The 13402-nt window shown below is 60.9% G+C and carries 14 protein-coding genes; 5 read left to right on the top strand and 9 right to left on the bottom strand.

What is annotated here, in order from left to right:
* Positions 1–133 precede the first annotated feature (133 nt).
* Positions 134–1066 (bottom strand): 23S rRNA (adenine(1618)-N(6))-methyltransferase RlmF, encoded by a 933-nt coding sequence (rlmF, locus tag ACXKZD_RS13200; RefSeq protein WP_010254323.1) that lies wholly within the window; start codon positions 1064–1066, stop codon positions 134–136.
* A 141-nt stretch (positions 1067–1207) separates the two neighbouring features.
* Between rlmF and ACXKZD_RS13205 the strand changes: the two genes are divergently transcribed.
* On the top strand, positions 1208–1840 hold the full coding sequence (locus tag ACXKZD_RS13205) for a flavin reductase family protein (RefSeq protein WP_050679480.1): 633 nt from the start codon (positions 1208–1210) through the stop codon (positions 1838–1840).
* Positions 1841–1843: 3 nt separating this feature from the next.
* Here the strand turns inward: ACXKZD_RS13205 and ACXKZD_RS13210 are convergent, their stop codons facing one another.
* From ACXKZD_RS13210 to ACXKZD_RS13230, 5 genes are read right to left on the bottom strand one after another with little or no spacing between them, the layout of a single operon-like run.
* Positions 1844–3361 (bottom strand): HAL/PAL/TAL family ammonia-lyase, encoded by a 1518-nt coding sequence (locus tag ACXKZD_RS13210; protein WP_488981663.1) that lies wholly within the window; start codon positions 3359–3361, stop codon positions 1844–1846.
* A complete protein-coding gene (locus ACXKZD_RS13215; RefSeq protein ID WP_488981664.1) occupies positions 3358–4152 on the bottom strand; it encodes an ABC transporter ATP-binding protein in 795 nt (264 codons plus the stop codon). The genes ACXKZD_RS13210 and ACXKZD_RS13215 overlap by 4 nt, the downstream gene beginning before the upstream one ends.
* A gap of 2 nt (positions 4153–4154) precedes the next feature.
* Positions 4155–4886, bottom strand: a complete 732-nt coding sequence (locus ACXKZD_RS13220; protein ID WP_010254311.1) for an ABC transporter permease — start codon at positions 4884–4886, stop codon at positions 4155–4157.
* Between the two features lie 8 nt (positions 4887–4894).
* The gene (locus ACXKZD_RS13225; RefSeq protein WP_488981665.1) at positions 4895–5614 is read right to left on the bottom strand and encodes an ABC transporter permease; all 720 of its coding nucleotides are present in this window, start codon (positions 5612–5614) and stop codon (positions 4895–4897) included.
* Between the two features lie 12 nt (positions 5615–5626).
* Positions 5627–6475 (bottom strand): transporter substrate-binding domain-containing protein, encoded by an 849-nt coding sequence (locus ACXKZD_RS13230; protein WP_264353200.1) that lies wholly within the window; start codon positions 6473–6475, stop codon positions 5627–5629.
* Between the two features lie 194 nt (positions 6476–6669).
* On the opposite strand from ACXKZD_RS13230, the gene ACXKZD_RS13235 reads away from it, so the two are divergent.
* On the top strand, positions 6670–6804 hold the full coding sequence (locus ACXKZD_RS13235) for a hypothetical protein (RefSeq protein ID WP_264353201.1): 135 nt from the start codon (positions 6670–6672) through the stop codon (positions 6802–6804).
* On the opposite strand, the gene hutG is transcribed toward ACXKZD_RS13235, so the two are convergent.
* Positions 6791–7582: an N-formylglutamate deformylase gene (gene hutG / locus ACXKZD_RS13240; protein ID WP_245116773.1), complete on the bottom strand. Its 792-nt coding sequence runs from the start codon at positions 7580–7582 to the stop codon at positions 6791–6793. The two genes, ACXKZD_RS13235 and hutG, sit on opposite strands and share 14 nt — an antisense overlap.
* Positions 7579–8796 (bottom strand): imidazolonepropionase, encoded by a 1218-nt coding sequence (gene hutI / locus ACXKZD_RS13245; protein ID WP_031293039.1) that lies wholly within the window; start codon positions 8794–8796, stop codon positions 7579–7581. Before hutI ends, hutG begins: the two co-directional genes overlap by 4 nt.
* A gap of 81 nt (positions 8797–8877) precedes the next feature.
* Between hutI and ACXKZD_RS13250 the strand changes: the two genes are divergently transcribed.
* Positions 8878–10233 carry a formimidoylglutamate deiminase gene (locus ACXKZD_RS13250; protein WP_245116775.1) on the top strand — a complete coding sequence of 452 codons (1356 nt, stop codon included), beginning with the start codon at positions 8878–8880 and terminating at the stop codon, positions 10231–10233.
* Positions 10230–10772 carry a HutD/Ves family protein gene (locus ACXKZD_RS13255; protein ID WP_245116777.1) on the top strand — a complete coding sequence of 181 codons (543 nt, stop codon included), beginning with the start codon at positions 10230–10232 and terminating at the stop codon, positions 10770–10772. The genes ACXKZD_RS13250 and ACXKZD_RS13255 overlap by 4 nt, the downstream gene beginning before the upstream one ends.
* Here ACXKZD_RS13255 and hutC read toward each other — a convergent pair.
* On the bottom strand, positions 10756–11511 hold the full coding sequence (hutC, locus tag ACXKZD_RS13260; protein WP_010254300.1) for a histidine utilization transcriptional repressor HutC: 756 nt from the start codon (positions 11509–11511) through the stop codon (positions 10756–10758). The two genes, ACXKZD_RS13255 and hutC, sit on opposite strands and share 17 nt — an antisense overlap.
* A 326-nt stretch (positions 11512–11837) precedes the next feature.
* On the opposite strand from hutC, the gene hutH reads away from it, so the two are divergent.
* Positions 11838–13388 (top strand): histidine ammonia-lyase, encoded by a 1551-nt coding sequence (gene hutH / locus ACXKZD_RS13265; RefSeq protein WP_245116779.1) that lies wholly within the window; start codon positions 11838–11840, stop codon positions 13386–13388.
* The last annotated feature ends 14 nt before the right edge of the window (positions 13389–13402 follow it).

Here is a 13402-nt window from a genome sequence, read left to right on the forward strand (position 1 = left end):
GCCGTCATCCCTGACATGCTCGGCCCGCGCCATCCCTGGCGCGGGACGCTTTCCTCTTCTGACCGCGCTCCCTGCGCGTTGAGCTTATTCGTTGCGGTCAGATTCGCCCTGTTTACTGACAGGGAAAAACACCTCAGTTCCCCAGGCGACTCAGCAGCTTAGTGCGCTGGGCGGCAGGCATAAAACTCCACGCCAGGAAGCGGCTCTGCTTCTGACCCTGCGCCATATTAACCACGCGCATCTCCGCCACGTCGAGCGCCTGCAGCTGTTTTTCCAGCGCCGGTAAGTTCTCTTTGCGCGACACCAGCGAGGTAAACCAGCCGATCTGACGACTAAACGCCACGCTCTCGGCGATCATCTTGCCGATAAAACCTTTTTCGCCACCGGGATACCACAGCTCATTGTGCTGGCCGCCAAAGTTGAGCGGCGCACTCTTATCCAGTCCGAGATTGCGGACCTTACGCTGCGATCCCGATACCGCCTCTTCCGCCGACGCGTGGAATGGCGGATTACACATCACTGCACTGAAAAATTCAGTTTTACTGACTACACCAGCCAGCACTGCATCGCTGTTTTTCTGACGACGCAGACGGATCTGGCGCGTCAGGCGCGGATTGGCCGCAACAATGCGGTTAGCGGCTTTGATGGCGGCTTCATCGACTTCGGTGCCGGTAAAGCGCCAGCCATATTCTGCCGCGCCAATCAGCGGATAGATGCAGTTTGCACCGCAGCCGACATCCAGAACGTCCGCCGTCGGGATCACGCCGTTATTATCCAGCGCCAGCAGATCGGCAAGGTAGTGCAGATAATCGGCGCGTCCCGGCACGGGCGGGCAGAGTGAGCCGGGAGCCAGCTGCCAGTCGATGTCGTAAAATAGTTTGATCAGCGCCTGGTTCAGCAGCATCACCGCCTCCGGGTCCGCGAAATCCACGGACTGCACGCCATACCCATTGGGCCGGACTTTGGCTTTCAGCGGCGGATGGGCAGCGGTTAACGCGGCAAAATCGTATTCGCCCTGATGGCGATTGCGGGCGTGGAAGGGCGACGTGCTGGCTGACTTTTTCATACGTTCTCTCAATTATTCAGGCGCGCGTACAATACGCTGTAGGCGGCGGAAAATAAACCCGCACCATCCGCTTACCTCTTTCCGATTCCGTCGGGCGATGCTGTCGGGCTAAGATAAATAAAATTCCCTGCTGGAGAAGTTATGACCCGGAAACGCTATTCCTATCAACCCCGTGCTGGTCACGGTCTGCCGCACGATCCGCTGAACGCCATTATCGGGCCGCGCCCGATCGGCTGGATTAGCTCAGTGAGCAGCAGCGGCCAGCGCAATCTGGCACCTTACAGCTTCTTTAACTGCTTCAACTATCATCCGCCGATTATCGGTTTCGCCAGTAGTGGCTGGAAAGACAGCGTGAGAAATATTGCTGAGACCAAAGAGTTTGTCTGGAACCTGGCGACGCGTCCTCTGGCGGAAGCGATGAACGAAAGTTCCGCCTCGCTGCCTGCCGATCAGGATGAGTTCGCCTTTGCCGGTTTAACGCCGCTGGCGGCTTCACAGGTCAGCGCCAGTCTGGTGGCAGAGAGCCCGGTCAACTTCGAGTGCCGACTGACGCAACTGATTCAGCTGCAGGATGCCAGCGGCAATCTGATCGACAGCTGGCTGGTGCTGGGGGAAGCGGTGGCGATTCACATCGATGAATCGCTGATGGAAGAGGGCATTTATCAGACCGCTAAAGCCGAGCCGATTCTGCGCGCGGGCGGCCCCAGCGCCTATTACGGCATCAGCGAAGCGCAACGTTTTGATTTAGTCCGTCCGGACGCGCGCCGCAGGTAATCCTCACCCCACAAGCGCATCGGCCCGGTGCGCTTTAATCTGAGCCACCGCGCGGGCGATGTCGGGTGCCAGCCAGCGATCCTGCTGCCAGCGCTCAACAACCTGCCGCAAATGCTGCCAGGCGCGCCGCGTGCCTGCTGCCAGCTGTGATTCACCGTGAAACTCCAGCGCCTGCGCCGCCAGCAGATACTCAATCGCGATAATGTGATCAACATTGCTGACCAGTTTCAGCAGCTTCAGCGCCGAGCCGGTGCCTAGGCTCAGATGATCCTCCTGTAATCCTGAAGTGACATAGTTATCAAGCACCGCAGGCTGCGCCAGCTGACGGTTCTCCGCGCAGAGTGATGCCGCCACGTACTGCGCAATCATCATGCCGGAATTGACGCCCGGCTCGGCCACCAGAAATGGCGGCAGGCCGCTGACCAGCGGATTCACCAGCCGATCAAGCCGTCGCTCGGCGATGCTGCCCAGCTCCGCCATCGCAATCGCCAGCAGGTCGCAGGCCATTGCCACCGACTCGCCATGCGGATTGGACTGTGACACCACGCGCCAGGCCTGCGGCGTCCCCAGCACCAGCGGATTGTCGGTACAGGCGTTGAGTTCGGTCTCCACCTGACGGACAGCGTGACTAAACTGATCGTGACAGGCGCCGTGCACCTGCGGCATCGAGCGCAGACTGAGTGCATCCTGAGTCCGGATGCCAACGCTGGCTTTCAGCAGCGGGCTGTCACTCAGTAACTGGCGCAGGCGTTCGCCACTGCGCTGAATCCCCGGGCTGGCCTTCAGCGCCAGCACCTCAGGGTCAAACGCCACCAGCTGACCGCGCAGCGCCTCAAAGCTCATCGCACCGGTGACGTCTGCCCAGTCCAGCAGCCGTTCGGCATCGTCCAGCGCCAGACAGGCTAAGCCGGTCATGCAGGGCGTGCCGTTGACCAGGCTCAGCCCCTCTTTGGCACCAGGCCGGTAAGGGGCTAATCCCGCCTGGGCCAGCGCCTGCTGCGCGGGCATGATTTCACCCTGCCACTCCACCTCGCCGATGCCAATCAGCGCCAGGCCGATATGCGCCATGTGGGTCAGATATCCCACCGATCCCTGCGACGGTACCTGTGGCGTAATCTGCAGGTTTAGCAGCGCCAGGAGATGTTGCACCAGCGCCACTGAAACACCTGATTTTCCGTGGCTGTAGTTCGCAATCGCAGCGCACAGAATGGCGCGGACCTCGGGTTTTGCCAGCACCGGCCCGACGCCACAGGCATGACTCAGCAGGGTATTGCGCGACAGCTGGCTCAGCTCATCTTCAGACAGGGTAATGTTGCACAACGCCCCCAGCCCGGTATTGATGCCGTAAGCCACCTGCCCCGCCGCCACGATATTACCGACGATTTCACGGCTCTGCGCAATGCGCTGCCAGGCACTGTCGCTCAGCATCAGGGTGGCGCCGTGCCGGGCGACCTGCACCAGCGCCTGCCATTTCAGCGGGCCATCGCCCCAGACCAGCGTCTGACGTATTACGTCGCTCATACCACCGGCTCCACCTGATGATGACTGGAGATAAACTGCTTAAAGCGCGCCGATCCCGCCTCGCCGAACATCGCCTCTGGCGTGCCCTGACAATCAATGGTGCCCTGATGCATAAACACCACCCGGTTAGAGACGTTGCGGGCAAAACCCATCTCATGGGTCACCACCAGCATGGTGCGGCCCTCTTCCGCCAGGCTGCGCATGACCTTCAGCACCTCGCCTACCAGTTCCGGATCGAGTGCCGAAGTTGGCTCATCAAACAGCATCACCTCCGGGTCCATTGCCAGCGCCCGGGCGATCGCCACCCGCTGCTGCTGACCGCCTGAAAGCTGGGCGGGATAGAAATCTTTGCGATTCAGCAGACCGACCCGATCCAGCAGCTGTTCCGCCTGGGCAATACAGGCTTTTTTATCGCGCTTGAGGACGTAGTGCGGCCCTTCAATGACATTCTGCAGCACCGTCAGGTGCGACCAGAGGTTAAAGCTCTGAAACACCATACCGAGCCGGGAGCGCAGCCGCTCAATCTGACGCGGGTTAGCCGCCAGCTGGTGTCCCCGGGCATGGCGCTTCATCTCAATGGTTTCACCGCCCACGCTGACCACGCCCGCGTCAGGCGTCTCAAGCAGATTAATGCAGCGCAGCAGCGTACTTTTGCCCGAGCCGCTGGCACCGAGTATTGAGATAACATCGCCCTGGTGCGCCTGCAGCGAGATGCCTTTCAGCACATCCATGGCGCCAAAGGATTTATGGATATCGCTGGCCGACAGCGTGACGGGTGGCAGTTCAGACATGTTTATTTTCCTCCAGGAATCGGCTTAGCGGCCGGTAACGGCTTTTTTTCCGGTTTATGAACCGGCGTCAGACGCCGCTCCAGCAGGGCATAGAGTTGCACAATGATGAAGTTGAGGATCAGGTAGATTGCCGCCGCACAGAGAAACACCTCCATGGTGCGGTAAGTACGCTGGATAATCTGCTGCGCCACCCCGGTGACATCCCAGACCGTGACCAGACTGGCCAGCGCGGTCGACTTCACCAGCAGAATCGCCTCGGTGGAGTAAGCGGGCAGCGCATAACGCAGCATCACCGGCGCGATAATGCGCCGCAGCAGCAGCCCGCGCGACATGCCGCACGCCATCCCCGCCTCCACCTGACCGGGCGGCACAGCCAGCAGCGCACCGCGCAGGATCTCCGCGGTGTAGGCGGCGGTGCAGAGCGACAGCGCCAGCACCGCACAGGTAAAGGGCTCACGCAGAAACGGCCAGAAGAGACTGTGCCGGATCACACCAAACTGCCCCAGACCGTAGTAGATCAGGAACAGCTGGATCATCAGCGGCGAGCCGCGAAACACCAGAATGTAGCCACGGGCAAAAGCACTCAGCAGACGCCAGCGGCTCATGCGAAGCGCCAGAATACCCACCGCCAGCACGCCACCGCACAGAAAGGCGCTGATAAACAGGCCCAGCGTAACCGGCAACGCGGCGCTGAGTTTCAGGAAGGTGTCAGTGAGGAACGCGAAATCGATCATAAGTCTCCTTAATGCTGTGCAGCGGTGCGGCTTTGCCAGGCGCGACCAAGACGGGATTCAGCCCGCAGAAAGGCGCGGTTCGACAGCAGCGTCAGCAGCAGATAACAGGCACCGCCCACCAGGTAAAAGGAGAAGTAATCACGGGTGGAGCCGGCCGCAATCTGGCTGGCCCGCATCAGCTCGACAATGCCGGTCACTGACACCAGCGCCGAGTCTTTCAGGCTCATCTGCCAGACGTTTGACAGGCCGGGCAGCGCATAGCGCGCCACCTGCGGCAGCAGGATGCGTTGCCGGATGCGCCAGCGCGGCATACCAATAGCGACAGCGGCTTCGATCTCCCCTTTCGCCAGGGCCAGCCGTGCGGCACGATAGACTTCCGCCTGGTAAGAGCCGGAGATAAGCCCGATGGCCAGCGCCCCGATCAGAAACGGCGGCGCTTCGATAAACCCGTCCGCGCCAAACAGTTGTCCGATCTGCGTGATCAATCCCGATCCGCCGAAGTAGAACAGGTAGATCACCAGCAGCTCAGGGATGCCACGAAAGATCACCGAGTAGCTTTCCCCTGCCCAGCGCACCGCGCGGTGCGGGGATAACTTTGCAGCGGCAACGCCCGATCCCACTACCGCACCGACCAGCAGCGCGGCAAATGAGAGCAGCAACGTCGTCAGCGTGGCACTCAGAATCAACCGTCCCCAGCCCTCCGGGCCAAAACTCAGCAGGCTTATCATCAGTTACCTCACTCAGGGTGTGACGTCAGTTTTGAACCACTTCTCGCTCAGCTTTTTCACTGTGCCATCGGCCAGCGCGGCTTTGATCGCCTGATCCAGCCGGGCTTTCAGATCGTTGTCTGCCATGCGCACGCCCATCGCCTCGCCCTCACCCCAGATTGGGCCGCCCAGCTGCGGACCGCTAAAGCTGAGGTTACGGTTATCCGGTCGCGCCAGCATCGACTGCGCAAAGGTCACATCGTCAAACACCGCGTCAATACGCCCCGCCTGCAAATCAAGGATCGCATCGGCTGAGCTGGTGTATTCCCGCACATCCGCCACCTCTTTGAAGTACTTGTCGATAAACGGCGTGTAGACGGTGCCGGAGGCGATACCGATGGTTTTGCCCTTCAGCGCCGCTTTCAGGGGTGCGATGGCAGGCTCCACGGTTTTCTCATCGTCGGTAAGTTTGATGATCTTATTGTCGGCAGGCATCAACGACCCTTTCACCGTGATGAAGGTGGCGGGCGTTGAGGCGTAGGGCACGGTGAAATTGATCACTTTCTTGCGCTCGGGGGTGATCACAATTGCATCCATGATCACGTCATATTTTCCGGCATTCAGACCGGCGATCATTCCATCCCAGTTCTGCACCACCAGCTTGCACTGTATTGCCATACGCTGGCAGAGATCGGCCATCAGCTCCGGTTCAAAACCGCCCAGCTTGCCGCCTGGCAGGGTGAGGTTCCAGGGTTCATAACTGCCTTCGGTGGCAATGGTGATCGACTTCCACTCTTTGGCCTGGGCGCTGACGCCACAGAGCAGCAGGCTGGAAACCAGCGTAGTGAGACATAAACGACGAAGAGTCAGAGGGTGCGTCATACGGTTCTCCTGAAAGTAGCGGCCTGGTGATCGCCCTGACGAGATTTAACATAAATTTCACAGGATGATATGTCATGTATATACAAGTTAACGCAGCACAGTTCATTGCCGGCTTTATCGTTTTGTGAGCCAGACAGAATTTATTACGCAGATGGCGGTGCTGCTGCACTTGTACATACAACCAAGCAAAGGTTATGCCAGCTCTGCAGAGGTGGAAAAAAGCGGCGGGAGTCTGTGAGCTGGCAGGCGACCTGCCCGCCGCTGCACTTAATCAGGGCAGCGATGCACCGGAGTGGCGCATCGCTCTGGTGAGTTTTATTGCGATTTAGCCTGCGCCAGCATGGCGTGGATCAGTGCCTTCAGCACGTTCTGCAACCGGGCGGCACGCGCCTGCTGCCAGGCGTAAGGTGGGGTTTCATCCATGTAGTTGAGCTGCGCCAGCTCCAGCTGGACCGCCTCAATTTGCTGCTGCGGCTGACCGTAGGCACGGGTGATGTAACCGCCTTTAAAGCGCCCGTTAATCACCCAGCTGTAGTCGTTCTGCGCCGCGCACACGGCCTCCAGCGCCGCACTCATTGCTGGCGTGCAGCTTGCGCCGTCGTTGGTGCCGATGTTGATATCGGGCAGACGGCCGTCAAACAGGCGGGGAATTTCACTGGCGATAGAGTGGGCGTCAAACAGCAGCGCATAGCCATGCTGCGCTTTGAGCCGCGCCAGCTCCTGTTGAATCTGCTGATGATAGGGCTGCCAGATCTGATCGATGTAGCCCTGACGCGCCGTGTCGTCGGGTGTTTTGCCTGCCGCAAAGGTCGGTGTGCCGTCGAACAGGGTTTCCGGGAACAGGCCGGTGGTGGCGCTGGTGTAGAGCGGCTGGTTATCGGGCGGGCGATTGAGATCGACCACAAAGCGGGAGTAGCGGCCGATTAACACGCTGGCTCCGAGATCACGCACAAAATCATACAGCAGGGGAATATGCCAGTCGGTGTCGGGTAAGCCGCGCGCGGCCTCACTCAATCCGGCTTCCACGTCGGGCGTCAGCTCGGTACCGGCGTGGGGAATGCTGACCAGCAGCGGCAGACTGCCCTGGGTAAAATGGAAAGGGTTCATTGCGGTTCTCCACGATAGATAACGGTACAGGGCAGTTCACCACCCAGCCAGTAAACCAGTTCTGCCGGACGGGCCAGCGGCCAGTGAACGAAGTTCGCCACTTTTCCCGCCTCCAGCGAGCCGTGACTGTCAGCCAGCCCCAGCGCTTTTGCCCCCCACAGCGTGACGCCCGCCAGCGCCTCTTCCGGCGTCATGCCAAACAGGGTACAGCCCATATTAAGCATCAGACGCAGCGACAGCGCAGGCGAGGTGCCGGGATTGGCATCGCTGGCCAGCGCCATCGGCACGCCATAGCGCCGGAAGAGATCCACCGGCGGACGTTGGGTCTCCCGCAGCAGATAAAATGCACCAGGCAGCAGTACCGCCACGGTGCCATGCTGTGCCATCGCTCTGGCATCCTCCTCGGTGGCATATTCAAGGTGGTCGGCAGAGAGCGCCCCATAGCGCGCCGCCAGTGCTGCGCCACCTGACGCCGAGAGCTGCTCCGCATGCAGTTTCACCGGCATGCCAAGCGCCACTGCCCGATCAAACACCCGCGCCACCTGCTGCGGTGAAAAGGCGAGATGCTCGCAGAACGCATCCACCGCATCCGCCAGTCCCAGTGCCTGCACCTGCGGCAGCAGCCGTTCGCAGATGATATCGACCCAGCCATCCGGGTCGTGCTTAAACTCCGGCGGAAAAGCATGTGCCGCCAGACAGGTGGCGCGCACGTCAGCAGCTACGCTCTCTCCCAGCTGGCGAATCGCCCGCAGCATCCGCAGTTCGCTCTCTTCATCCAGGCCATAGCCGGACTTGATCTCCACGGTGGTGACGCCCTCAGCCAGCAGGCGGTTAAGCCGCCAGCGAGCCGATGCCACCAGTTCCTCTTCAGTGGCGGCGCGGGTAGCGCGCACGGTTGAGAGGATGCCACCGCCCTGCGCGGCAATCTCTGCATAGCTGACGCCATTCAGGCGCTGTTCAAACTCCTGGCTGCGGTCGCCGCCAAACACCAGATGGGTATGACAATCCACCAGCCCCGGGGTCACGATGCCGCCCGGCAGATGATGATGCTGATCGGCGACGAACGCGGGCATCTCCGCCTGCGGCCCGACCCACACCAGCCTGCCCGCCCGCACCACCAGCGCCCCCTGCGGGATAAGATGGTACTTTCCGTCACGCATGGTGACCAGGTCAGCCCCGGTCCACACCGTCTCTACGCGCATCTCTTCTGCCATCGCTGCCTCATGCCTCCGCCGTTTACACTGTGCCTCAAAGTATGTATATGTATATACAACCACATCCGATGAGGATCAACCATGGCGACTTTTTTTGCCTCGCGTGCCCTGCTGGCGGAGGGCTGGCAGCAGCAGGTGCGTATCACGGTCAATCAGGCCGGTTTTATCGACTCTATTACTCCGAATAGCCACGCTGATCAGGCTATCCGGCTCAACGGCGAGGTGATCCCGGCAATCGCCAACCTGCACTCGCACGCCTTCCAGCGTGCCATGGCGGGTCTGGCTGAAGTGGCGGGCGATCCTCAGGACAGTTTCTGGACGTGGCGGGATCTGATGTACCGCATGGTGCAGCGCCTGACGCCGCAACAGGTGGGCGATATTGCCGCCCTGCTCTACATCGAGATGCTGAAAGGCGGCTACACCCAGGTGGCAGAGTTTCACTACCTGCACCACGACACACAGGGTGCGCCCTACAGTGATGATGCGATGCTGCAACAGCTGATTGAAGCGGCGGAGATCGCCGGTATCGGCCAGACGCTGCTGCCGGTGCTCTACAGCTACAGCGGCTTCGGCAGCCAGCCAGCGTCGGCGGGTCAGAAGCGTTTTATCCAGCAGACCGACCGCTATCTGCAACAGCAGGCGCGGCTTGATACGTGGCAGCAGCAAAGGCCACTGCTGAACCGTGGCCTCTGTTTCCATTCACTGCGGGCGGTGAGTGAAAGCCAGATGCAGGACGTGCTGGCGGCCAGTGATCTGACACTGCCGGTACATATCCATGTGGCTGAACAGCAGAAAGAGGTGAATGACTCGCTGGCGTGGAGCGGCGAGCGTCCGGTGGCCTGGCTGCTGAACCGCTTTGAGGTGGATGCGCGCTGGTGCCTGATCCACGCCACCCATCTGGATGAGAGTGAGCAGGCGCGTCTCGCCCGCAGCGGCGCAGTGGCGGGTCTCTGCCCGACCACCGAAGCCAACCTCGGTGACGGCATCTTTCCGGCAGTGGAGTACATCGCGCAGGGCGGACGCTGGGGCATCGGCTCTGACAGTCACGTCTCGCTGAGCGCCCAGGAGGAGCTGCGCTGGCTGGAGTATGCTCAGCGACTGCGCGACCAGCGCCGCAACCGGATTACCCTGCCCGGCCAGCCGTCGGTAGGCGATCTGCTGTGGCAACAGGCAGCAGCGGGCGGTGCGCAGGCGTGTGGCATTCAGCAGGGCACGCTGGCAGTGGGACAACGTGCCGACTGGCTGGTGCTGCGGGATGAGGCGTGGCTCGGCAGCGTCGGGTCGCACGCCGTCCTCAACCGCTGGCTCTTTGCCGGGCAGCGCGATCAGATTCGGGACGTTTATGTGGCGGGTAAAGCCGTGGTAGAAGATGGGGTGCATCCGCACCAGACGGCGTGTGCCGCCCGCTTTGCTCAGGCGATGGAGGCGCTGCGATGATCGCCCGGTTCACGTACGCGGAGCTGGCGGTCAGTCGCTGGCGCAACGGCGGCGGCGAAACCCGCGAAATCATCAGCTTTCCGCCCGGCGCGGAGCGTTTCGGCTGGCGCGCCAGCATTGCGACGCTGGCGCAGGATGGTCCCTTCTCTGCCTTTCCTGACATTGATCGGGTGATTACCCTGCTGCATGGCGATCCGGTGTTGCTGACCGCACCGGGCGGGCAGCACTTACTGACGCCTCAGCAGCCCTGGGCGTTTGCCGGCGAACTCGCCTTAACGGCAAAGCTGCAGGGCAGCGTCAGCGAAGATTTTAATATTATGACGCGGCGCGGGGAATGGCAGGCAGCGGTGGAGATGGTGACCACGCCGGTCAGCACTCTGCATGGCGTCGCCTGGGTGCTGGCTGGCGCCTGGCAGACGGCTGACGGGGAACGGCTGACCGCGCAGCAGGGCGCGTGGTGGGTCGATGAAGAAACACAACTCAGCCCGTGCGATACCGATGCCCGGCTGCTGTTTACCCGTCTTAACCGTGTCCCCTGAAGCGGCCCAGTAATTTGTAACGTGAGCCAGGATAGAGCAGCCGCGCATAGGTCACGATTTTAGTGTCGCTCCAGGTCTGACGGCGAATCAGCAGGCAGGGTTCGTGCTCATCCACCGACAGATGTTTACGCTGACGCGCATCGGGCAACACCGCTTCAACAATGTGCTCGCCCGCCGTCAGCGGCGCGACGCGCATCAGATAGGTGTAAGGCGTCATCTGCTGATAATCCTGCGTCAGGTAATCGGGTGCGACCAGCGGATTGACCAGACGGTCCTCCAGCTGCACCGGCAGATCATTTTCGTAATGCACAATCAGCGAATGATAGAGCGTCTGCCCGGTAGTTAGTCCCAGCACCGCCGCCTGCTCTGGATCGGCTTTGTCCTGACCGATGGCGAGGATTTTGCAGCTGTGCTGATGGCCGCGCTGAGCGATCTCATCGGCGATGTTATGCACCTCCAGCATGGCGGTGTAGCCTTTCATCTCCGCCACGAAGGTTCCGACGCCCTGCATCCGCACCAGAAAGCCTTCGCTGGTGAGTTCACGCAGCGCCCGGTTAATGGTCATGCGGCTGACGCCCAGTTCATTCACCAGTTCACTTTCTGATGGCACACGCTGATTCGCTTTCCACAACCCTTCACGGATCTGGCTGACGATGGCCTGCTTCACCCGCTGATAAATCGGGGCAGGCTCATCGCTCATTGCCGCCGCCAGTTGTGCCAGTGCCGTATGCTCAACCATTTGCTGTTCCTTATGCTGAAAGTCCCCTAAGTTTACTGTCTCACCGTGTGAATGTATATACATCCAGTACGCTGCGCGGTGCCCCAATGGTGCAGTCTACGCATCCTGATGGTGCAGCCTCTGAGTAGCGCTAAATAGTCAACCCGCAGCGGACGGGCAATCGATTTTTGTGATCGGCCTGGCACGGCACTTGCTTGCTCCCTTTGATTGTATAGACAAGCATAGACAAGAATTAACGCTTATGTTTCACTCGTATTATTCCGCTGGATCAGGGCAAGGAGAGCAGTTTAGCCACACCAGCACACTTGTATAGACAGGAGTAGACTATGTCAGGTTCGTTTCAGGTTTTGCGCCTGGTGCCAGGCGAGGTGGACCTCGCCACATTACGCGCTATCTATCAGGGTAACGTCACGCTGACGCTTGATGAGCCCGCGCGTCAGGCGATTGCGGCGGCGCAGCAGACCGTGGATGCGATTGTCGCCTCCGGCAACGTGGTGTATGGCATTAATACCGGCTTTGGCAAGCTGGCGCAGACGCAAATCCCGGCCAGTCGGCTGGCGGATCTGCAGCGTAATCTGGTGCTGTCACACAGTGTCGGGCTGGGCGATCTGCTGCCCGACAATGTTACCCGCCTGGTGGTCGCCACCAAAATCATCAGCCTGGCACGCGGTCACTCTGGCGTGCGAATCGAACTGGTTGAGGCGCTGCTGGCGCTGTTCAATGCGGGTGTCATGCCCTGCATCCCGGAAAAAGGCTCGGTCGGTGCCTCCGGCGATCTGGCGCCGCTGGCGCACATGTCCCTGATGCTGCTGGGCGAAGGTCAGGTCCGGCTCAGGGGTGAGTTGATCCCGGCAACCGAAGGCCTGGCAAGCGTAGGTCTGTCGCCGTTTGTACTCGGCCCGAAAGAGGGACTGGCGCTGCTTAACGGCACCCAGGTCTCAACTGCGCTGGCGCTGCGCGGCCTGTTTGAGGGTGAAAACCTGTTTGCCGCTGGTCTGATGGCCGGTGCGCTGTCGCTGGAGGCGATTAAAGGCTCGCTAAAACCGTTCGACGCCCGTATCCATCAGGCGCGCGGCCAGCATGGTCAGATTGCCGTCGCCGCTGCCGTCAGCACCCTGATTGAGGGCAGTGAAATAGTGATGTCGCATACGCATTGCGGCCGCGTTCAGGATCCCTACTCCATCCGCTGCGTGCCACAGGTGATGGGTGCCTGCCTGGACAACTTCAGCCACGCGGCGCGGATTCTGGAAATCGAAGCGAACGCGGCCTCTGACAACCCGCTGGTGTTCAGTGACAGCGGCGATGTGATCTCCGGCGGCAACTTCCACGCCGAACCGGTGGCCTTTGCTGCGGACATCCTGGCGCTGGCGATTGCCGAAGTCGGGGCCATCTCCGAGCGGCGGCTGGCGCTGCTGCTGGACAGCGGCTTGTCGGGCCTGCCGCCCTTCCTGGTGCGCGACGGCGGCGTGAACTCCGGCTTTATGATCGCCCAGGTGACCGCCGCCGCGCTGGCCTCTGAGAACAAATCGCTGGCCCATCCGGGCAGCGTCGACAGCCTGCCAACCTCCGCTAATCAGGAAGATCACGTCTCGATGGCAACCTACGCCGCCCGCCGTCTCGGCAGCATGTGCTTTAACAGCGCCGCGGTAGTCGGCATTGAGGCGATGGCCGCCGCACAGGGCATTGAATTCAACCGGCCGCTGAAAAGCTCTGCGCTGATTGAGCAGGCCATCGACACCATTCGCGAGCAGGTCGCCTTCCTTGAGGAGGATCGCCTGCTGGCTCCCGATATCGAGGCAATGCGTCAGTGGGCAAGTCGCACTGACTGGCCTCAGGCATTGACTGCGCTGCTGCCGAGCATGCGCCCAACTTCTTGAATTAAGGAATCTTT

This window comes from Pantoea sp. ABR1s, assembly GCF_057812235.1.